This window comes from Rhizobium sp. Root149, from assembly GCF_001427345.1.
Lineage (GTDB): Bacteria > Pseudomonadota > Alphaproteobacteria > Rhizobiales > Rhizobiaceae > Neorhizobium > Neorhizobium rhizoryzae.
On the sequence record NZ_LMGD01000024.1, the window covers coordinates 58007 to 79166 of the forward strand.

Genomic DNA, 21160 nt, shown 5'->3' on the forward strand with positions numbered 1-21160 from the left:
TTCAGGCCGCTTCGGATGCGGATGCCGCTGCAATGACGGCGGATGTTGTGAGATCGGTGCCAGACAGCTCGCGGACGATCTGTCCACGGGAGAAGATGAGGGCACGGTGGCAAATGTGGGCGATTTCTTCGAAGTCCGTCGAGATGACGAGAACCGCCAGGCCGGACTCGACGGCGGAGGCGATCAGGCGATAGATATCAGCCTTGGCGCCCACATCGACGCCGGCTGTCGGATCTTCGGCAATCAACAGCTTTCGGTTTGTCGCCAGCCAGCGCCCGACGACAACCTTCTGCTGGTTGCCCCCGGAAAGCGCTTCGATCGCAAGGCTCTGATCGTTGGGCCGCAGGCCGACCTTATCTCCCAGCGTCGCCGCCTCGCGGGCCTCGTCGCCAGGTGTCTTGAAGGTGAAGAGACCCCGTCCGGAGGCGGATGGATTGATGTAGGTGTTTTCCCGCAGCGACAGCGACAATGCGACCGACTCTTCCGTTCGGTCTCTGGCAATAAGCCCGATGCCGGACTTGATCGCCGTGACCGTACTCGAGAGATCGGGCGTCTCGCCATGAATACGGACATCGCCGCGATAGGCCTCACATCCGAAAAGCGCGCGTCCGATCAATTCCTGCCCCGCTCCGCGAAGCCCGACAAGACCCAGCAATTCGCCCTCTCGAAGGTCGAAGCTTACTGGTCCCGCACCGCTGCACATCAGGTTGCGGACATACACAAGCGTCTTGCCCGCCTTGTGCTCCGCTTTCGTGAAAAGCTGGTCGGCCTTGCGACCGACGATCATGCGGATCAACTCGTCCGGATTGGTTTGCTGAACGGGCGTCTGGCCGACAAGGCGACCATCTCTCAACACGGCAACGCGATCCGCGATACGGAAGATTTCATCCAGACGATGAGAAACATAGATCATGGCAACGCCACGTTCCTTGAGCGGACGGATGGCGTTGAAAAGCCGCTCCACTTCGTTGGCAGGCAGACTGGCCGTCGGCTCATCGAGCACGAGAATATCAGCCTCGACAGCCAATGCACGGGCAATGGCAACGAGCGATTTTTCCGTTCTGGTCAGGTTCTGGACGCGTGTCGATGGATCGAAATCACAGCCGACCAGCTTAAGCGCTTCCGCGGTACGCCGCTCCGTGGCGCGCCAATCGATGAGCTTTCGGCGCATCGAAAAACCCTGGGCCAATCCCACATTCTCGCCGACAGTCATCCATTCGATCAAACCCAGATCCTGATGGATGAAGGCAACCGGCTGGCGCTCATTGGGCTTGGGCGGGCGATGGCTATAGGGCTGGCCGCGAAACAGGATCTCGCCGCCATCTGGCTTGAAAATCCCGGCCAGAGTCTTGATCAGCGTGGATTTGCCGGCGCCGTTTTCGCCAAGAAGCGCCAGAATTTCGCCTTTGCGCAGGTCCAGCGAGACATCCGTCAGCGCTTTGGTCCCGCCGAAGACCTTTGAAACATTCCGGAATTCCAGCAGCGTTTCGTCGTTCATCAGCTCCTCCCAAAGCTCATGTTCAAACACTATGTTATCGATAACATTACGTCAAGCGATGCACCCATATTCGTTCTTTATAAGTTTTATGTCTCTGATATCGCGTTGTTATTTTTCAAAGTCGCACGCTTTGGTCTTCCATAATGCGTGCGCCTTATCCTTCCGCGATCAACCGGTAACCGACGCCTGGTTCCGTCTGAACGATGCGAGGTTCGGCTGGATCGCGTTCGATCTTTTGCCGCAACTGACCGATGAAGACGCGCAGATAATGCAGATCGTCACCATGGGCCGGCCCCCATACCGCCGTCAGAAGCGTTCGATGGGTCACAACTTTACCTGCGTGGCGCACCAGAAGGATCAACAGATCATATTCCTTCGGAGTCAGGTGGATTATGTCCTCGCCGCGCGTGATCTGACGCCGCACAGGGTCGATGCGCAGACCGTCCGCCTCCAAAATGGCCGGAATTGCGTCCGGCCTGTTCCTGTGGCGAAGTGCTGTGCGAATACGCGCCGTCAGTTCACCGATGCGGAAGGGCTTCTCGACATAATCGTCGGCACCGAGATCAAGCGCCAGAATCTTTTCGCTCTCCCTGTCGCGCGCCGACAGGATGATGATCGGAACGTCGCTCCAGCCGCGAAGGCTCGTCACAACATCCTTGCCGTCCATATCGGGAAGACCAAGATCGAGAATTATGAGATCCGGAGCCTGCGTGGCTGCGGCCTTCAGCGCCTCGGTGCCATTGACAGCCTCCAGAACGTCATAGCCGGCTGCTGTCAACGCAGGCCTCAGAAAGCGCTGGATTTGGGGTTCGTCGTCGACGACAAGAATGCGCGAAAGGTTCATGCCTCGACCATATCTGCATTACCCGCCACAGGGAACCGCATCACGATCCGCGTTCCCCTTTTGCGTATAGCCGGGCTCTCGGCATGGATCGTGCCATTCATCGCGTGTACGAAACCCCGCGCAATCGAGAGACCGAGACCTGTGCCGGGCGCCCTGCCATCGGCCTTGCCACGGCGATAGAATTTTTCAAAGACGCGCTCCAGTTCCTCGGCGGGAATTCCGCGCCCGAGATCGGTCACAGAGATGACGATCTCGTCGTCATCCTGACGGACATAGACGGCAACAGGTTCGTTGCCACCATATTTGATCGCATTGTCGAGCAGGTTGAAAAGAACCTGTCCCAGAAGCACGCTGTCGCCCCGGATGAGCGAAAGGGTGGGCGCCACCCGTGTCTCGATCTGGCGGTTGGGGGCATATCTGCGCGTGCGTTCCACGGTAGAATGTACGACGTCCGCCACATCCACCCAGTCCTGCTTCGGTTTCAGGCTTCCCGCCTCGATCCGGGTCATGTCGAGCAGGTTTGCCACAAAGCGGCTCATCCGCTGCGATTCTTCCTCTATGGATTGCAGAAGATCCCGTCGCGATTCTGGATTCATTTTGTCGCCCAGCTCGATCAGACTGCTGGCTGATCCGGTGATCGTGGCGAGCGGCGTGCGCAGGTCGTGAGAAATGGACGATAAAAGAGCTTCCCTGTAGCGCTCGCCTTCAAGCTGCGCTGCCTGCTGGATTGTTTCTTCGGAGAGACGGGCGCGATCGAGCGCGATGGCTGTCTGATCCAGCACCGCCGACAGCGATCGCTCCGATGCCGGATCGACATCATCCTTGTCATAGGCGATGCCGCACACGCCCACGATGCCATGAGGGCCAAGAAGCGGGCGAAACTGAAAACGGCTGTTTGGCAATGTGCCGGTCGCATGACCCGCGGCCTCTCGTTTCGCTTCCGCCCAACGCGCCGCAGCCATGTCGGTCACGTCCAGTTCTGTATCGGGCGGCCAAGCCGCCGTGACGCTCAGCTCTCCCGCAGACAAGGTCAGGAAGACAACTGGCCGCTTGAGGCTGGCCTGAAGTTGCGACACGGCGAGCCAGATCGCATCATCGCGCTTGTCTGTACCCGCAAGCTTGCGTGAAAAATCATAGAGCGATTGCAGGGCGGTCGCACGGGTTCCCGCGACATTGGCCTGTTCGCGGATCCGGGAGGCAAATCCGCCGGAGATGATGGCAACGGCTAGGAAGACAAAGAGAGCGAACACCTCATGCGGCGCTGCAATCGTGAAGGTATACAGAGGGTCGATGAAGAAGAAATTATAGGCGAGCGTCGAAAGGGAGGCCGCGATCAGGGCTGACACATAGCCTCCGATTGCCGCCGAGCCAAGAACGCCCAACAGGAAGACGAGCGAGATATTGGGCAGATAGATGATCGTGTCGATCAGCTTGCCGATTGACGTTGCGACCGCCACGAACGAGGCCGCTATCATAGTAGAGCGCGGCAATCCTACCACGGAGAGCGCAGGAAGCGGAATTTTCCTGGCCGCTTTTTCCTGTCGATCGGCCGTTACAAAATGAACGCCGATCCCGGCTGCACGCCTCGCAAGTTCATCCGGCAAGGAGCGTTTGAGAAGACGCGAAAGGCCGCCTCGCTTGCGCACGCCGACAACAATCTGCGTTGCATGCTCCCGCTTGGCAAGTTTCAGGATTTCTTCGACATAATCCTGACCGATCACCCGGCGCGTTTCCGCACCCAGTTGTTCCGCCAGGCGAAACAACGCTTCCAACTGGCGCAGCGTATCCGCTGTCTCCAGTTCACGGTCGGCCCTCTCGATGGATACGACGATCCACGGCGCGTTCAGACCGGACGCAAGGCGGCTGGCGACCCGAACCACCCTGGCTGACAGCTCATCTGCTCCGACACAGACAATCAGCCGCTCACCCGTGGCCCATGGTCCATCGATTGCGTTCTGCCGCAGATAATCAACCATCTGATCATCCACACGGTCAGCGGTCCGACGCAGGGCCAGCTCGCGCAGAGCCGTCAGATTGCCGAGGCGGAAAAATCGGTCAACCGCACGGCTTGCGCTTTCCGGCAGGTAGACCTTTCCCTCCTTCAGCCGTTGTATGAGCTCCGTCGGCGGCAGATCTACCAGCAGAACATCGTCGGCCCGCTTCAGCACGATATCAGGCACGCGCTCGCGCACGACGATGCCTGTAATCTGGCCCACCAGATCCGCAAGGCTTTCCAGATGCTGGATATTCAGCGCAGTCCAGACCTCAATACCGGCAGCCCTGAGCTCTTCTATGTCCTGATAGCGCTTGGGGTGGCGGCTACCCTCCGGGTTCGAATGCGCAAGCTCATCCACGATAATGATCGCCGGCTTTCGGGCGAGCGCAGCATCGAGATCGAACTCTTCCAATACTCGGCCCCGATGGCTGATGCGACGGCGGGGCAAGACTTCCAGATCGTCCACAAGCGCTGCGGTCTCGCTTCGGCCATGGGTTTCCACCAGACCGACGACAACATCGACACCATCGGCACGCAGCCTTCTTGCTCTGGAAAGCATGGCATAGGTCTTGCCCACGCCGGGTGCCGCCCCCAGAAAAACGATGAGCTTGCCCCGGCGGTCCTTATCCGCCAGGGCAAGCAGTGCATCGGGGTCAGGGCGGCGCGGATCGCCGCGATCGTCGTCCGTCATTCGTCTTCGTCTCTGTCGATTCTCAGGACTTCATTTCATCAAGAGCCAGATTAAGCTCTAGCACATTGACACGCGGTTCACCGACAAATCCCAGGTCGCGACCTTCGGACAGTCGCGAAAGCAGACCCTTCAGGTCGGCTTCATTGACGCCACGCGCCTTGGCAACGCGTGCCACCTGCGCTGCAGCATAGTCCGGGGAAATATGCGGATCGAGCCCGGAGCCGGACGTGGTCACCGCATCGGCGGGAACCGGTGAGGCAATGCCCGCCGCACTGAGCCGCTTCACATCCGCGTCGACACGACCCTTCAGCTTGGCGGAGGTCGTACCGAGGTTCGAACCACCGGACGCCGAGGCCGAATAGGGATCCGGGCTCGTGGCAGATGGACGCGGCCAGAAATAGCGGTCGCTCGTGAAATTCTGACCGATCAGCCGCGAGCCGACGATCTGACCGTTGCGCTCGATCAGGCTCCCCTGCGCCTGTTGTGGAAGCAGAGCCCGACCTATGCCGGTGACAGCCAGCGGATAGGCAAGTCCCGTCACCAGTGTCAGGAGGAACAGAAGAGTGATTGCAGGTCTGAGATGGTTGATCATGTTTACACCAGATGAAGCGCGCTGACGGCAACATCGATTGCCTTGATGCCGATGAAGGGCAGGATCAACCCACCCAGCCCGTAGACCAGCAGGTTGCGTCGCAGCACACTTGCGGCACCGGACGGCCGATAGGTAACACCGCGCAGGGCGAGCGGGATCAGCGCAATGATGATGAGCGCATTGAAGATGACGGCGGAGAGAATGGCCGATTGCGGAGAGGCCAGCCCCATGACATTCAGCGCGCCGAGGGCCGGATAGGTTGCGACGAAAAGCGCCGGGATGATGGCGAAGTATTTCGCCACGTCATTGGCAATGGAAAACGTCGTCAGCGCCCCGCGGGTCATCAGCAATTGCTTGCCGATCTCCACGATCTCGATGAGCTTGGTCGGACTTGAATCAAGATCCACCATGTTGGCGGCTTCGCGCGCAGCCTGTGTTCCGGTCTGCATGGCAACACCCACATCGGCCTGCGCAAGCGCTGGGGCATCGTTCGTGCCATCGCCGCACATGGCAATCAAACGACCGCCCTGCTGCTCGCGTCGGATGTAGTTCAGCTTATCTTCCGGCGTTGCCTGAGCGATGTAATCATCCACGCCTGCTTCTGACGCGATGGCTGCGGCGGTGACTGGATTGTCGCCGGTGACCATGACCGTACGGATACCCATGGCGCGCAAAGCTGCGAAACGCTCCTTGATGCCAGGCTTGATGACGTCCTTCAGATGGATGGCGCCCAGCAGCCTGTTGCCGTCTGCAACAGCCAGCGGCGTGCCGCCGCTTCGTGCGATCATGTCGACCGCGCGGCGGAACTCCGCCGGAGCCTCGGCATCCGTCACACCGGCAAATTTGAGGATGGAATCGACGGCACCCTTTCGAAGTCTTCGACCATCCCGATCAACGCCCGAAAGCCGTGTTTCGGCGGTGAATGCAATGATCTCGTCGAACCGCTGCTCTGGCATAGCAATCCCGAACTCACCCGTCGCAAGCGCGACGATGGAACGGCCTTCAGGTGTTTCATCGGCAAGGCTGGCCAGCAGGGCGGCTTCGGCAAGCTGTTGCTGTGTCACACCGGGGGCCGCAAGAAAATCACTGGCCATGCGATTGCCGAAGGTGATGGTTCCGGTCTTGTCCAGGAGTAGCGTATCGACATCGCCCGCCGCCTCTACCGCACGTCCGGACGTTGCAATGACGTTGAAACGGACCAGACGATCCATGCCCGCAATGCCGATGGCCGACAAAAGCCCGCCAATCGTCGTCGGTATCAGCGTCACCAGGAGCGCCGAAAGAACGGTGATGGAGAGGATCGTCGCCGAATAGCCCGCCAGCCCCCAGATCGCGACACAGACAAGCAGGAAGATCAGTGTCAAACCTGACAAGAGAATCGAGAGCGCGATTTCATTCGGCGTCTTCTGGCGTTGCGCCCCTTCGATGAGTGCAATCATGCGATCGACGAAGGATGAACCGGGCGCGACGGTAATCCTGATCCGCAACTCGTCGGAAAGCACCTGCGTCCCTCCCGTCACGGCGGAACGATCGCCACCGGATTCGCGGATCACGGGCGCGGATTCGCCAGTGATCGCACTCTCGTTAACCGATGCAACCCCTTCAATGACCTCGCCATCGCCGGGAATGAGTTCACCCGCTGCGACGAGCACGATGTCGTCAACCTTGAGGCTGGTCGCGGCAACGCTTTCCTCGCCACCGTTCGATGTCAGGCGCCGGGCCGTCATTTCGGATTTGGTTTTCTTCAGGCTTTCCGCCTGGGCGCGGCCCCGGCCTTCTGCAACGGCTTCCGCGAATGTTGCAAACAGCACCGTGAACCAAAGCCAGGCGGCAATCTGCCCGGAGAACCCGGCCTGCCCGTTTCCAACCGCCAGATCACGGAGAAACAGGATGGTAACGACTGCAGCCACCGCCTCAGTGACGAAGATGACCGGGTTACGCAGCAATTGCCGCGGGTTCAGTTTCAAAACGGAATCCCGCATGGCTGGCAGAAGAATGGCAGGGTCGAGAAGGCTCTGCGCCTTATGATCCTTTGACATGGTTGTTTCCTCAGAAAGTTTGGCCAGCAAGCATTGCGAAATGCTCGACGATGGGACCGAGTGCGAGCGCCGGAAAGAACTGCAAACCTCCCAGGATCAGGATGATCCCGATCAGCAGGCCAACGAAAAGCGGGCCATCGGTTGGAAAAGTTCCTGCGGACGCCGGTGTCTTGACCTTGGCGGCAAGCGAGCCCGCGATGGCCATGACAGGAATGACATAGGCGAAACGACCGAGCAGCATGGCGATGCCGAGCGTCGAGTTGTACCAGAGCGTATTGCCGGAAAGGCCACCGAAGGCAGAGCCGTTGTTCCCGGCAGCAGACGTGTAGGCGTAGAGAATTTCCGAGAGCCCGTGTGGGCCCGCGGTTCCGATGCTTGCCACCGCAAACGGCAGCATGACCGAGATCGCCGTGAAGCCAAGGATCACCAGTGGCAGGATAAGAACCGCCAGCATGGCAAATTTCATTTCGCGGCCTTCGATCTTCTTGCCCAGGAACTCCGGTGTCCGGCCAACCATCAGCCCCGCGACGAAGACGGAAAGAAGCGCAAAGACGAGCATGCCATAAAGACCGGAGCCGACGCCGCCCGGCAGAACTTCGCCAAGCTGGATCAGGAACATGGGTACGAGACCGCCGAGACCCGTGAAGGAGCCGTGCATACCGTTGACGCCACCATCCGACAGGCCTGTGGTCACGGCCGCGTAAAGCGCCGTCATGGCTTGGCCAAAGCGAACTTCCTTGCCTTCCAAGTTGCCTTGCGCAGCATCGACGCCGAGACTGGTCAGGATGGGATTGCCAGCGGCTTCTGCCCAGTAGGTCACGGCGACACCAGCGATCAAGAGAACCGCCATGGCCGTGATCAAGGCCCAGCCCTGACGCCTGTTCCCGACCATTCGCCCGAACGTGTAGACGATCGCGGCGGACAACGAGAGCATGGAAAAAATGTTGAGGTAGTTGGACCAGGCCGTCGGATTCTCGAACGGATGTGCAGCGTTCGCATTGAAAAAGCCACCGCCGTTCGTGCCAAGCTGCTTGATGGCTTCCTGAGACGCAACGGGACCGAGGGAAATGACCTGTTGGGCACCTTCCAGAGTGGTTGCGGTCGCAGAGGCATCCAGCGTCTGTGGAAGGCCCATCGCCACGAAGCCAAGCGCGATGATGAATGCGATGGGCAGAAGAACGTAAAGCGTGGCGCGGGTCAAATCGACCCAGAAATTTCCAAGCGTGGAAACCTTGGAGCGAGCCAGCGCGCGGGTCACCGCCATCGCAAGCGCCATGCCGGTGGCAGCCGACAGGAAGTTGTGAACCGTAAGGCCCGCCATCTGGCTGAAATGGCTCATCACCGCCTCACCGGCATAGTTCTGCCAGTTGGTGTTGGTCACGAAGGACACAGCCGTGTTGAACGCCAGATCTGCCGGAACCGCCGGAAAACCCTGCGGATTGAGCGGCAGATAGGCTTGCAGGCGCAGGATGGCGTAAAGCGAGACGAAGCCTGCGAGCGAGAAGGCGAGCATGGCGAGCGTATAAGACAGCCAGCCCTGCTCCTTGTCCGGGTTGATACCGGCCAGACGATAGAAACCGCGCTCGAAAGGGCCGCCGAGTTTGGTCGCGAGATTACGCTCGCCCTCGAAAACCTGCGCCATGTAGACACCCAGCGGCTTGATGGCGATGGCGACGAATAGGAAAAGGAGGCTGATCTGCAGCCACCCGACGATTGTCATGAGACTTCTCCTGGGAAATCAGAAGCGTTCGGGACGCAGCAGCGTAACGACGAGATAGACGCCGAGAGCGAGAGCGACGAGAAGGCCGAAAAGGGGTTCCAGCATGGGTTGGACCTCACAGCCGGTCGAGCGCGCGGGCATAGAGCGCCAGCACGCCAAGCGTGCCGCAACCCAGCACGAGGAAGATGAAATCGAGCATCGCTATTCTCCTGTTGATGCAGGAGAATGATTAGGCGCTGAACCCGTCAGGTTTCGATTGGGAAGAATGCTGCCTCATGTAAGGAAAACATAAAGACCGCCCAGATCAGCCGAACGTACGATCGGCAAGCCTCGGCAGCATCAGGCGAAAGGCAATGCTTCGTGCACTTTGGAAGACGAGAAGAGCCATCCACAGACCGTGATTGCCGAAAAGCGGCTGCAGCACAGCCCAGGTCAGAATGTAGGTCGCCAGCGAGGCAACCATGAGATTGCGCATCTGCCGTGACCATGTGGCACCGATGTAGACGCCATCCATCTGGAACGCGATGACACCGAGAATTGGCAAGGCCAGCATGTAGGGAAGATAGGCGTGCGCGAGGGCGGCGACGTTTCCAGTGGGTGCCAGCACATCGATCACCCAGCCTGCACTCAGCATAAAGGCTAGAGAAACAATCACTGCAAAGACGAGACCCCAGATGGTCGTGAGACGAATAACCTGATCAAAGGCCGGGCGGTAGCGGGCACCCACCGCCTTGCCGGCCAGTTGTTCTGCCGCAGTCGCCACACCATCCAGAAACGCGACGCCGAAGAAATAGTAGCGCAGCAGGATCGTATTTGCCGCAAGAATATCGATCCCCAGCGTTCCGCTCTGGCGTGTGAAGAAAGACAGGCCGATCAGCAATGCAAAGGACCGGATCATCATGTCGCCATTGACGGAGAAGGATCGCTGAAAGCTTTTCAGCCCCGGAAGCTCCCAGGCCAGCCGGTCTGTCTTGACCAGAATGAGGATGCCTCCGAGAAGCGCCGTTGCACCTTCCGCCACGAGCGCGGCAATCGCCACGCCTTCCACGCCCCAACCAAGCCGCATCACGGAGTAATAGCTGATCCCCGCATTCAGGACGTTCAGGAGAGTTTGCAGAATCATGCTCCACATCGCCTCTCCACGACCGATGATCCAGCCGAAGGCGACGAAATTGAAGAGCACAAGCGGTGCCGACCATATACGCCAGTGAAAATAGATGGCGGCAGCTTCGGCCACGGCGCCCTCGGCACCCAGCACGCCAAGACTGAAGGCTCCAAGCGGACCTTGCACCAGAAGAAGAAGCAGGCCGGACACAAGCGCAATGATCAAGCCGCTCGCCAGCATCCGGTTTTCGTCAAGCTTGCTGCCAGCCCCAACGGCCTGCGCCGTGAAACCGGTCGTCGCGGCGCGCAGGAAATTGAATGTCGTGAACATCACGTCGAAAATGACGGAGGCGAGGGCAACGCCTCCAACCAGATTTTCGTCGCCAAGCTGGGCGATCACGCCCGTCGCGATCAACCCGGCCAAGGGCGTCGATAGATAGGCGATCATCATGGGAAGCGAGATGCGCAGTACATCCCGGCTTTCCACGGTGAAAGCACGCGCCGTTTGGCTTTTGTCGGTCACTGTGTCTGCCCCTTGCCTCTGATCGAGACGTGATGTCGATCATTTGCGCGGAAAAGACAAATGCCAATCGTTAATCGAGGCCGAGGTCAGACCGCTTGCGCCGATATTTGCGGCGCTGCTGCTGCACTGCGCAAACGGAACCGCTGGATCTTGCCGGACTCCGTTTTGGGCAGAGCTTCCGTAAAGATGATCGAGCGAGGGTATTTGTAAGGGGCGATGATGGACTTCACATGCTCCTGCAAATGCTTCGTCAACACGTCATCACCGCTGAAGCCCTGCGCCAGCACGACATGGGCCTGAACGATCATGCCGCGTGTTTCGTCCGGAACGCCGATCACCGCGCATTCGGCAACGGCATCATGCTTGAGAAGTGCTGCTTCGACCTCTGGGCCCGCAATATTGTAGCCAGCAGATACGATCATGTCGTCGGCTCGGGCCGCAAAGTGGAAATAGCCCTCTTCGTCCTGATAGAAAGCATCGCCGGTCAGATTCCAGCCGCCCCGGACATAATCCTTCTGACGCGTATCGGCGAGATAGCGGCAACCAATCGGCCCGCGCACGGCGAGCTTGCCCACCGTGCCGCGCGGCACCTCGTTCATCGAGTCGTCGACGATGATCGCCTCATAGCCACTGAGCGGGCGTCCGGTGCAGGCAGGCCTGCCCTCTCCTAGCCGGTTGGAGATGAAAACATGCAGCATCTCGGTAGCGCCGATACCATCGAGGATCGGTTTACCGGTCTTGCGTGTCCATTCTTCGAACACAGGACCCGGCAGGGTTTCCCCGGCGGATACTGCAATACGCAGCGATGAGAGATCTGCCCCACCATCCATCGCCGCCAGCATGGCGCGATAGGCCGTCGGCGCCGTGAAGCAGATCGTGGCCTGATGTTCCTGAATGATCTCCGGCATTTTGGTGGGTGCGGCGTTCTCAAGAAGCACACCGCAGGCGCCGAAACGAAGCGGAAAGACCACGAGGCCACCGAGACCGAATGTGAAGGCAATCGGTGGCGAACCGACAAAGACATCCTCCGGCTGAACCTGCAGCACTTCCTTCGCATAGGCATCTGCGATGATGAGGATATCGCGGTGAAAGTGCATCGTAGCCTTGGGGATGCCGGTTGAACCGGACGTGAAGCCCAGCAAGGCCACATCATCACGCCCTGTTTCAACGGCGGCAAATTCCCTGGACTTGGCTAGGGCCGCCCGGTCCAGTTCGCCATCATGGCCGTCGGTTCCGTCGAAGGAGACGATGCGCTTGAGGAACTGGCTCTGGCTACCCGCCTCCACCAGCTCATCCATCAGCCGATGGTCGCACAGAGCCAGCGAAATTTCCGCCTTTTCGAGATATTTCAGCAATTCGCCCGAACGCATCATTGGCATGGTATTGACGACCACAGCGCCCGCCTTGGTTGCCGCCAGCCAGCAGGCGATCATGGCCGGATTGTTGCCGGAGCGGATGAGAACGCGATTGCCTGGCTGGAGGCCGTAATCCTCGATCAGCGCCCGCGCCAGCTGATTGGTCCATTCCGTCAGTTCGCGGTAAGTGCGTTTACGACCAACGCCGATCAGCGCCACGCGGTCGCCGAACCCTTTCTCCACCATACGGTCGGTGAGTTCCACAGCCGCGTTGAGATATTCGGGGTAGTCAAAGCCCTGCAGATTGATTTCCGGCCACTCTTCAAAGGGCGGAAGATGGTCGCGCGCGAAGGTATCCGCGTGTCCGGTTGGACCCAGATTCATGTCAGTTCCCCTATTCGCAAACATTTGGTCTGCACGCCTTGCTGGTTTTCCAGGTGGCGTATTTTGATTTTTGGAAAGACTGGCACAGGTCCAAAAGCTCGGCAAGAAAAATCTTTTAAGCTTATAATGATTTTTCCTGAACGGTGGCACGTCGTCGCGAACAAGCCGCCACGCGCGGTTTCGCGCAGCAGCCTCTGATCTGACGACATGCAGGAGGAATTACTCGGCGTCTTCGAGTTCGCCACGGCTCATGTGCCGGATAGTGGAATTCTTGACCTGACCGACATGCGTCAGCAACCCGGCCAAAACGATCGGGTCCACATCCACCATCAACTCTTTCAGCCAGGCCTCATGCGCCTGCGCCATACGGCTGAAGATCTCACGGCCGCGCGGCGTCAGCTTCGCAACGGTCACACGCCGATCCTGCCCCAGCCTTTCGCGAACCAGCATACCATCCGCTTCAAGCCGCTCGACAAGCGCCGTGATGTTGCCGTTCGTCACCATGGTCAGTTGGGAAAGCTCGCCCAGACGCAGGCCATCGGGTTGGCGATAAAGCTGGGAGAGCACGTCGAACTGCGGCAGCGTGCTGTTGAACTCCAGCCTGAGCCGACGGCGAATTTCCTGCGAAACGAGGCGGGTGGTGGAAAGCAGACGCAGCCATAAGCGCAGTTCCAGCTTCTTGCCTTCCTGCGTATCCGCAACAATCGCCTCGATATCATTCACCATGCGATTCCCCTGCCCCGTCCTATCGGAGTGCTGATGAATGAAGCCGATGTCAAGCTTGATCATTCAAGATTCAAGCATATCGGGATGTCCGAAGGATGCAGGATAGGCCACCGATTTTTCCGGTTGACAATGCACGAATGTCAAATACTTTAATCTTAAAATAATTGGCGTGCATGAACTTGCGTCAACAATGAAGGGAACGGCAATGAAGATTGTCTGCATCGGCGGAGGTCCGGCTGGCCTCTATTTCGGCCTTCTCATGAAGAAATTCCATCCGGAACACGACGTGACGGTGGTGGAGCGCAACCGCCCCTATGATACCTTCGGCTGGGGCGTTGTCTTTTCGGATCAGACCATGCAGTCCATGCGGCATTGGGATCCTGAAAGCGCTGGCGAAATCCAGGATGCCTTCAACCATTGGGACGACATCGAGGTTCTGTTCAAGGGCACGCGTCAGCGCACCAGCGGCCATGGCTTTGTCGGCATTGGCCGCCGCAAGCTTTTGAATATTCTGCAGGCTCGCTGCGAAGCGCTCGGCGTCAATCTGCAATTCGAGACCGAGGCGGAAAGCGATCTGGATTTTCCGGATGCCGACCTCGTCATTGCTTCCGATGGCGTGAACTCGCGCATTCGAGCCAAATATTCGGACGTCTTCCAGCCAGATCTCGTGGTTCGTCCCAATCGCTACATCTGGCTTGGCACCAACAAGCTTTTCGACGCCTTCACCTTTGATTTCCGCAAGACGGATCACGGCTGGTTTCAGGCGCATATCTACAAGTTCGACGACAAGACCTCGACCTTTATCATCGAGACGACGGAAGAAGCCTATCAGGCCCACAAGCTTGGTGAGATGTCGCAGGACGAGTCGATCAGGTTCTGCGAAGACCTTTTCGCCGAAACGCTGGAAGGGTCGTCCTTGATGACCAATGCCCGGCATATGCGGGGTTCAGCATGGCTAAACTTCCAGCGGCTGATTTGCGGCAAATGGAGCCACTTCAACGGCAACAGCCATGTCGTTCTGATGGGCGACGCCGCACATACGGCGCATTTCGCCATCGGTTCCGGCACCAAGCTTGCAATCGACGATGCGATTGAGCTGACCAACCAGTTCCAGAAGCTCGGGCACGGCAAGGAGAACATTCCAGCCGTCCTGAAAGCGTATGAGGAAATTCGCCGGGTTGATGTTGCCCGCATTCAGAACGCTGCCCGCAACGCCATGGAATGGTTCGAAGTCGTTGGGACGCGTTATGCCGATACGCTGGAACCGGAGCAGTTCATGTATTCCATGCTGACCCGTTCGCAGCGGATCAGCCACGAGAACCTTCGCCTGCGCGACAAAACCTGGTTGGAAGGCTATGAGCGTTGGTTCGCCGCCAAGCAGGGCTTGAATGTGCAGGAAGGTGAACGCTGCCTGCCGCCCATGTTCACGCCCTACCGTCTGCGTGACGTGACCTTGCCAAACCGCATCGTTGTCTCGCCCATGGCCATGTATTCCGCGAAGGATGGCATGCTGGACGATTTCCATCTCGTTCACCTGGGAAGCCGCGCCCTTGGCGGTGCTGGACTCATCTTTGCAGAAATGACCTGCGTTTCGCCCGATGCCCGCATCACGCCCGGATGCCTCGGCCTGTGGAGCGATGAGCAGACCGCTGGCTGGAAGCGCCTCGTGGATTTCGTGCACACCAACAGTGCCGCCAAGATCGGCATCCAGCTCGGCCATGCTGGCCGCAAGGGTGCCACCAAGCTGGCCTGGGAAGGCATAGATCAGCCTCTGGAAGACGGCGCGTGGCCACTTCTGTCAGCCTCCGCCCTGCCCTATCTGAAGCACAGTCAGGTGCCGAAGGCGATGGATCGCGCCGACATGGACCGCGTGAAGGAAGACTTTGTTGCCGCCACAAAGCGGGCTGCAGAAGCCGGGGCAGACTGGTTGGAGTTCCACGCCGCCCATGGATACCTGATGTCATCGTTCCTTTCGCCGCTGACCAATCGGCGCGAAGACAAATATGGCGGCAGTCACGAGAACCGCGCGCGATATCCACTGGAAGTTTTCAAAGCCATTCGCGAGGTCTGGCCTCAGGATAAGCCGATCTCCGTCCGTCTTTCCTGCCACGACTGGGCCGACGGTGGAAATACGCCGGAAGATGCTGCGATTTTTGCGGAAATGTTCAAGCAAGCCGGTGCCGATCTCATCGATTGCTCCTCCGGTCAGGTATCGAAGGAAGAGAAGCCGGTTTATGGCCGCCTGTTCCAGACGCCGTTCTCCGACAAGATCCGCAACGAGATCGGCATACCGACCATCGCCGTGGGCGCAATTTCAGAAGCCGACCATGCCAATTCCATCATTGCCGCGGGACGCGCCGATCTCTGTGCCGTGGCTCGTCCACATCTGGCTGATCCGGCCTGGGCCTTACACGAGGCCGCAAAGATTGGCCTGAAGAATGTACCGTGGCCGAAGCAGTACATGTCCGGCAAGTACCAGTACGAATCCGGCCTCGAACGCGCTGCGGCACCGGCGAAGTGATCCGCTATGGCTGGCATTGAAAACAGACACGTATTGGTCACCGGCGCTGGAAGCGGAATAGGCGCTGCCATCGTCCGCCGCCTGCATGAGGGTGGCGCAAGACTGACGATTGCCGGTCGCCGCCGGGAGCCGCTACAGGCACTGGCGGAAGGGCTTGGAAACGAGCGGATTTTGGTTGCCTCGGGTTTCGATATCACCGATCCAGAGGCGATCAAACAAGGGCTTGCGCAGGCACGTGAAGCCTTCGGGCCGGTTACCATTCTCGTCAACAATGCTGGCGAAGCCCCAAGCGCACCCTTCGAAAAGACGGGGCTGGAGCTTTGGTCGAAGGTTCTGAATGTCGATCTGACGGGCGTATTCAACGTCACGCAAGCGGTCCTGCCCGATTTGAAAGCCCATGGCGCAGGCGCGCGCATCATCAACATCGCTTCGACTGCAGGCCTGACCGGCTATGCTTACGTCTCGGCCTATTGCGCGGCAAAGCACGGCGTTGTGGGCCTGACACGGGCGCTTGCGCTGGAACTGGCGAAGAAGGGCATCACGGTCAACGCCGTCTGCCCCGGCTTTACCGATACGCCCATCATTGCCCGCTCCATCGAAGAAATCGTGGCCAAGACAGGGCGCACGCCAGAGCAGGCGCTGACCGAGTTCACAAAGAGCAATCCGCAGGGACGCCTGGTCACGCCGGAAGAAGTGGCCGAGACAGTCGCGTGGCTCGCGCTGCCCCTGTCCCAATCCATCAACGGCCAGGCCATTGCGGTGGCGGGCGGCGAAGTCTTGTCCGGCTGAGCCACAGGGAGGAAGCATGCCTTTTACAATCTCGAAGCCAATGCGGTTCGGCGACTGCGACCTGACCGGCATCGCCTATCATCCGGCCTATCTTTCCATGCTGGTCGATGTGAACGAGGCAATGTTTGCCTCCTTCGGCGTGACATGGAAAGAAATCATGTTCGAGCGCAAGCTCGGCTTGCCGACCGTGACGCTGAACCTCGAATTCAAGAAGCCCGCCGTCTATGGCGATGTGCTGGATTTTGCCGTGCATGTCCGCGCCATTGGCCGCGCCTCGCTGGACCTTGAAACCATCGTTACCGTCCGCGGCGACATCATCTGGACGGTGCGTCAGCGCATCGTGATGACTTCGCTTGAAGATCACAAATCTCATCCATGGCCCGACGATGTCAGGGCCGGACTGACCCGTTACCTGGAGCCTTCCCATGATGCATGAAATCATCCAGCCGGAAGGCTGGGCCAAGCCGATTGGCTATTCCAACGGCATCAGCGCCCGTGGGCGCATCGTTCAGGTGGGCGGTCAGATCGGTTGGGATGAGCAGTGTGAGTTTCATTCCGACGATTTTGTCGAGCAGGTGCGGCAGACGCTGTTGAATATTGTCAGCGTTCTCTCGGCCGCAGATGCCAAGCCGGAACACCTGATTCAGATGACCTGGTATTTCACGGATCGCGAAGCCTACAAGACGCGCATGAAAGAGATCGGCGCCGTGTATCGCGAGATCATAGGGCGCCACTTCCCGCCCATGGCCGCCGTGCAGGTAGTCGCACTGATGGAAGACCGCGCCAAGATCGAGATCCAGGCACTGGCCGTCGTGCCGGACTGAGCATCAAGGTCATTCAGAGGATGTCTAGTTATCTAGACATCTAGCCATCTACACAGGTTCTAGAGGAGGATTTCATGAGCAACAAGGTTATGCCCGTCGTGACCCGCAAGGGTCAGGAAGATACCGGAACCGGCCAGTCCGGCGGATGTGTGCGTATTTCCGGCGTCAGCCCGCAGCACACCCCGGCGACCAAGATCTGGTTCGGCAAGGTTTCCAACGAACCGGGCTATCGCTCCTATCCCCACCACCATGGCGAAGCCGAAACCGGCGGCTATGTGCTGAAGGGCAAGGGCCGCATCTATTTCGGCGAGAACTGGCAGGAATTCATCGACATGGAAGAAGGCGACTTCATCTTCGTGCCGCCGAACTGGCCGCATATCGAGGTCAATATGTCCACGACCGAGGAACTGGTGTGGCTCACAACCCGCACGCCGGATAACATCGTGGTCAATCTTCCGGATGTGGACGACAGTGTTCTGGTTGGATATCGGCGGGCCTGATGAAACTCCTTCGCCATGGACCGGCAGGCGCCGAAAAGCCTGCCATTCTCGACGCCGAGGGCAAGATCCGCGATCTCTCCGGCATGCTCAGCGATCTCGGTGGAGAGGCGCTGTCGGACGCATCACTCGACCGCCTCCGTCAGACCGATCTTTCAACCCTGCCGGTGGTTGACCCGCAGCGCATTGGCGCTTGCGTTGTCCGTCCGGGCAAGTTCATCTGCGTCGGCCTGAACTATGCCGACCACGCAAAGGAAACCGGAAAGGCACCGCCGGAAGAGCCGATCCTGTTCATGAAGGCGACGAATGCCGTCGTCGGTCCGAATGACGATGTGGAAATCCCGCGCGGGTCGTTGAAGACCGACTGGGAGGTCGAACTTGGCGTCGTAATCGGGACCCGTGCAAAATACGTGGCCGAGTCTCAAGCGCTCAACCACGTGGCAGGCTATTGCGTCGTCAATGATGTTTCTGAGCGCGCTTTCCAGTCAGAGCGCGGCGGGCAATGGACCAAGGGCAAGAGCCACGACACTTTCGGGCCGATCGGCCCATGGCTTGTCACTCGCGATGAGGTAGCGGATCCGCAGAACCTGTCGCTGTGGCTGGATGTGGATGGCGTGCGCCGCCAGACCGGCAATACCAACACGATGATCTTCGGTGTCGCCCACCTCGTCAGCTATATCAGCCAGTTCATGACACTGGAGCCGGGCGATATCATCGCGACCGGCACGCCGCCCGGCGTCGGCATGGGCATCAAGCCGGAACCGGTGTTTCTGAGAGCCGGCCAAGTCATGACGCTTGGCATTGAGGGTCTGGGCGAACAGAAGCAGACCACTGTCGAAGCGAGGGCCTGACCATGACGTCACAGGGAGAACTTGCCGGCAAATTGGCCATTGTCACCGGTGGCGCGCGCGGACAGGGTGAGGCGGAAGCCCGCCTCTTCGCGTCTCACGGCGCCGCCGTCATCATCGCAGATGTGCTGACGGCGGAAGGTGAAGCTTTGGAGAAAACGCTCACCGAGGAAGGTCATCAGGCGCGGTTCCTGGCACATGATGTGACAAGTCCGGAAAGCTGGGCAAAGGTTGTCGATCTTGCCCGCGAATGGCAGGGCCGTCTTGATATCCTCGTCAACAATGCCGGGATCATCAATCGCTCGACGGTTGCCTCTACAGAGCTTGAAGCCTGGGAACGTTTGCTGAAGGTCAACCTCACCGGTGCCTTTCTTGGCATCCGTGCCGTGACCGATCTGATGGCGGAAAATGGCGGTGGCTCCATCGTCAATATTTCCTCCAACAGCGCATTCTCCGGTCATTACGATCCGGCTTACACCGCCAGCAAATGGGGCCTGCGTGGGCTGACGAGGAGTGCAGCCATGGAGCTGGCGGGCAAGGCCATTCGCGTCAACGCCGTTTGCCCCGGCCTTGTCGTCACCGGCCTCAACGCCAGCAGCCCGCATTTGAAGCCGATGATCGAGATGACGCCGATGAAGCGCTCGGGCGCTCCGGAGGAGATTGCGGAACTGGTTCTGTTTCTCGCCTCGTCACGCTCCGCTTTCGTCACCGGCGAAGACTTTGTCATTGATGGCGGGTTTACCGCAGGTGCCGCCTATCGTCGGGTCGCCGTCGAGACCGGCATATTTTAAGGCCAGCATGGCCAAACATCGTGAATTTGTGACCGGGCGGAGGAACGCCCGGCAAGCTTTCATGCGCTTGGTCGCCAACGGCGCAAGCAACGCCCAAGAATTTATTCTAAGCTTAAAATAATTCTTGTGGTCTGAAATGACCTGTGACAACCTGCTTAAACAACAAAGTGCCGGGCGGTTGCATTGGTGAGCGCAGTTGAGCATAAAGGTTCTCCAAAGAACCGAATGAAAAATAACAATAATCGGGAACAGCAACAGAAAACGGAGTGCATCGGATGAAAACTTCTCTTTTGGCTGCGACTGCAGCATTGATGCTGGGCAGCGCCTGCATGGCTTCCGCTGAACCGGTCAAGATCGGCCTCATCACGACATTGTCGGGCGGCGGCGCTGGACTTGGTGTCGATACGCGCGATGGCTTCATGCTCGCGATCAAGCAATCGGGCCGCAAGGACGTGACCGTCGTCACCGAGGATGATGCCCAGAAGCCGGAACTTGCGGTGCAGATTGCCGACAAGATGATCCAGAGCGAAAATGTTGACGTCCTGACGGGTATCGTCTGGTCGAACCTTCTCATGGCCGTTCAGCCGGGCGTCGTGGCGCAGGGCAAGTTCTACGTCTCGACCAACGCAGCCCCTGCGGCGCTTGCCGGTGCCAAGTGCGATCCGCTCTACTTCAACGCCGCCTACCAGAACGACAATCTTCACGAAGCCATGGGCGAATATGCCAACAAAGGCTACAAGAAGATGTTCATCATGGCGCCGAACTATCCGGCGGGCAAGGATTCGCTGACCGGCTTCAAGCGCTACTACAAGGGAACTGTTGCCAACGAGGTTTATACTCAGGTCGGCCAGACGGATTACGCCGCTGAAATCGCCCAGATACGCGCATCCGGTGCCGATGGGGTGTTCGTCTTCCTTCCCGGCGGCATGGGCATCGCCTTCATGAAGCAGTATGCGCAATCCGGCGTGAAGACACCGATCATTGGCCCCGGCTTCTCCTTCAGCCAGGACGTGCTGCCCGCTATTGGCGATGCTGCGCTTGGCGTAAAAGCGTCCGGCCAGTGGGTTAAGGATCTGGACAACGCTGCGAACAAGGCGTTCGTACCAGCCTTCGAGAAGGAATATGGCCGCCTGCCCTCCATCTATGCCGTGCAGGCTTTCGATGCGGCGCAGCTGATTCTCTCGGCCTCGTCCAAGGCCAGCGTGAAGGATGCCAAGGCGTTTGCAGCAGCGCTGAATGCGGCCGATATCAAATCGCCACGCGGCAACTTCAAGTTCAACACCAATCGTCACCCGATCCAGGATATCTATGTGACCGAGGTGGTGAAGGAAAATGGCGTGCTGACCAACAAGACCGTCGAGAAGATCTTCACCGATCACGGCGATGCCTACGCCAAGGAATGCAAGAAGTAAGGCGGG

18 protein-coding genes are annotated in these 21160 nt (G+C 59.0%); 9 read left to right on the forward strand and 9 right to left on the reverse strand.

Annotation, left to right across the window (positions count from 1 at the left end):
• Window position 1: 1 nt before the first annotated feature.
• From ASD54_RS23305 to kdpA, 6 genes are all read right to left on the reverse strand, one after another.
• On the reverse strand, window positions 2-1498 hold the full coding sequence (locus ASD54_RS23305; protein WP_062556984.1) for a sugar ABC transporter ATP-binding protein: 1497 nt from the start codon (window positions 1496-1498) through the stop codon (window positions 2-4).
• A 154-nt stretch (window positions 1499-1652) separates the two neighbouring features.
• Window positions 1653-2342 carry a response regulator gene (locus ASD54_RS23310; protein WP_062556985.1) on the reverse strand — a complete coding sequence of 230 codons (690 nt, stop codon included), beginning with the start codon at window positions 2340-2342 and terminating at the stop codon, window positions 1653-1655.
• Complete coding sequence (locus ASD54_RS23315) at window positions 2339-5029, reverse strand: sensor histidine kinase KdpD (protein ID WP_062556986.1); 2691 nt, start codon at window positions 5027-5029, stop codon at window positions 2339-2341. The genes ASD54_RS23310 and ASD54_RS23315 overlap by 4 nt, the downstream gene beginning before the upstream one ends.
• 22 nt (window positions 5030-5051) lie before the next feature.
• Entirely contained in the window at window positions 5052-5621 is a 570-nt protein-coding gene (gene kdpC, locus ASD54_RS23320; protein ID WP_062556987.1) for a potassium-transporting ATPase subunit KdpC, read from the reverse strand.
• A 2-nt stretch (window positions 5622-5623) separates the two neighbouring features.
• Window positions 5624-7660, reverse strand: coding sequence for a potassium-transporting ATPase subunit KdpB (gene kdpB, locus ASD54_RS23325; RefSeq protein WP_062556988.1), 2037 nt, complete (start codon window positions 7658-7660; stop codon window positions 5624-5626).
• 10 nt (window positions 7661-7670) lie between these two features.
• Window positions 7671-9380 carry a potassium-transporting ATPase subunit KdpA gene (gene kdpA / locus ASD54_RS23330; protein WP_062556989.1) on the reverse strand — a complete coding sequence of 570 codons (1710 nt, stop codon included), beginning with the start codon at window positions 9378-9380 and terminating at the stop codon, window positions 7671-7673.
• Between the two features lie 103 nt (window positions 9381-9483).
• Here kdpA and ASD54_RS27485 point away from each other — a divergent pair, with 103 nt between their 5' ends.
• A complete protein-coding gene (locus ASD54_RS27485; RefSeq protein ID WP_280139228.1) occupies window positions 9484-9609 on the forward strand; it encodes a hypothetical protein in 126 nt (41 codons plus the stop codon).
• A gap of 75 nt (window positions 9610-9684) precedes the next feature.
• Here ASD54_RS27485 and ASD54_RS23335 read toward each other — a convergent pair whose 3' ends face one another.
• The 3 genes from ASD54_RS23335 to ASD54_RS23345 form a co-directional block, all read right to left on the reverse strand.
• Entirely contained in the window at window positions 9685-11007 is a 1323-nt protein-coding gene (locus ASD54_RS23335; RefSeq protein ID WP_062556990.1) for an MATE family efflux transporter, read from the reverse strand.
• Between the two features lie 86 nt (window positions 11008-11093).
• On the reverse strand, window positions 11094-12746 hold the full coding sequence (locus tag ASD54_RS23340; RefSeq protein WP_062556991.1) for an AMP-binding protein: 1653 nt from the start codon (window positions 12744-12746) through the stop codon (window positions 11094-11096).
• Between the two features lie 219 nt (window positions 12747-12965).
• Complete coding sequence (locus ASD54_RS23345; RefSeq protein WP_062557179.1) at window positions 12966-13472, reverse strand: MarR family transcriptional regulator; 507 nt, start codon at window positions 13470-13472, stop codon at window positions 12966-12968.
• Window positions 13473-13677: 205 nt separating this feature from the next.
• Here ASD54_RS23345 and ASD54_RS23350 point away from each other — a divergent pair, with 205 nt between their 5' ends.
• The 8 genes from ASD54_RS23350 to ASD54_RS23385 all read left to right on the forward strand — a co-directional run bounded on the left by ASD54_RS23350 (window position 13678) and on the right by ASD54_RS23385 (window position 21154).
• The gene (locus ASD54_RS23350) at window positions 13678-15993 is read left to right on the forward strand and encodes a bifunctional salicylyl-CoA 5-hydroxylase/oxidoreductase (RefSeq protein ID WP_062556992.1); all 2316 of its coding nucleotides are present in this window, start codon (window positions 13678-13680) and stop codon (window positions 15991-15993) included.
• Window positions 15994-15999: 6 nt separating this feature from the next.
• Window positions 16000-16782 carry an SDR family NAD(P)-dependent oxidoreductase gene (locus tag ASD54_RS23355; protein WP_062556993.1) on the forward strand — a complete coding sequence of 261 codons (783 nt, stop codon included), beginning with the start codon at window positions 16000-16002 and terminating at the stop codon, window positions 16780-16782.
• A gap of 16 nt (window positions 16783-16798) precedes the next feature.
• Window positions 16799-17218: a thioesterase family protein gene (locus tag ASD54_RS23360; protein WP_062556994.1), complete on the forward strand. Its 420-nt coding sequence runs from the start codon at window positions 16799-16801 to the stop codon at window positions 17216-17218.
• Complete coding sequence (locus ASD54_RS23365; RefSeq protein WP_062557180.1) at window positions 17211-17606, forward strand: RidA family protein; 396 nt, start codon at window positions 17211-17213, stop codon at window positions 17604-17606. The genes ASD54_RS23360 and ASD54_RS23365 overlap by 8 nt, the downstream gene beginning before the upstream one ends.
• Window positions 17607-17680: 74 nt before the next feature.
• Window positions 17681-18106 (forward strand): cupin domain-containing protein, encoded by a 426-nt coding sequence (locus ASD54_RS23370; protein WP_062556995.1) that lies wholly within the window; start codon window positions 17681-17683, stop codon window positions 18104-18106.
• Window positions 18106-18954, forward strand: a complete 849-nt coding sequence (locus ASD54_RS23375; RefSeq protein WP_062556996.1) for a fumarylacetoacetate hydrolase family protein — start codon at window positions 18106-18108, stop codon at window positions 18952-18954. Before ASD54_RS23370 ends, ASD54_RS23375 begins: the two co-directional genes overlap by 1 nt.
• Window positions 18955-18956: 2 nt before the next feature.
• A complete protein-coding gene (locus tag ASD54_RS23380; protein ID WP_062556997.1) occupies window positions 18957-19742 on the forward strand; it encodes a glucose 1-dehydrogenase in 786 nt (261 codons plus the stop codon).
• Window positions 19743-20017: 275 nt separating this feature from the next.
• The gene (locus ASD54_RS23385; protein ID WP_062556998.1) at window positions 20018-21154 is read left to right on the forward strand and encodes an ABC transporter substrate-binding protein; all 1137 of its coding nucleotides are present in this window, start codon (window positions 20018-20020) and stop codon (window positions 21152-21154) included.
• Window positions 21155-21160: the final 6 nt, after the last annotated feature.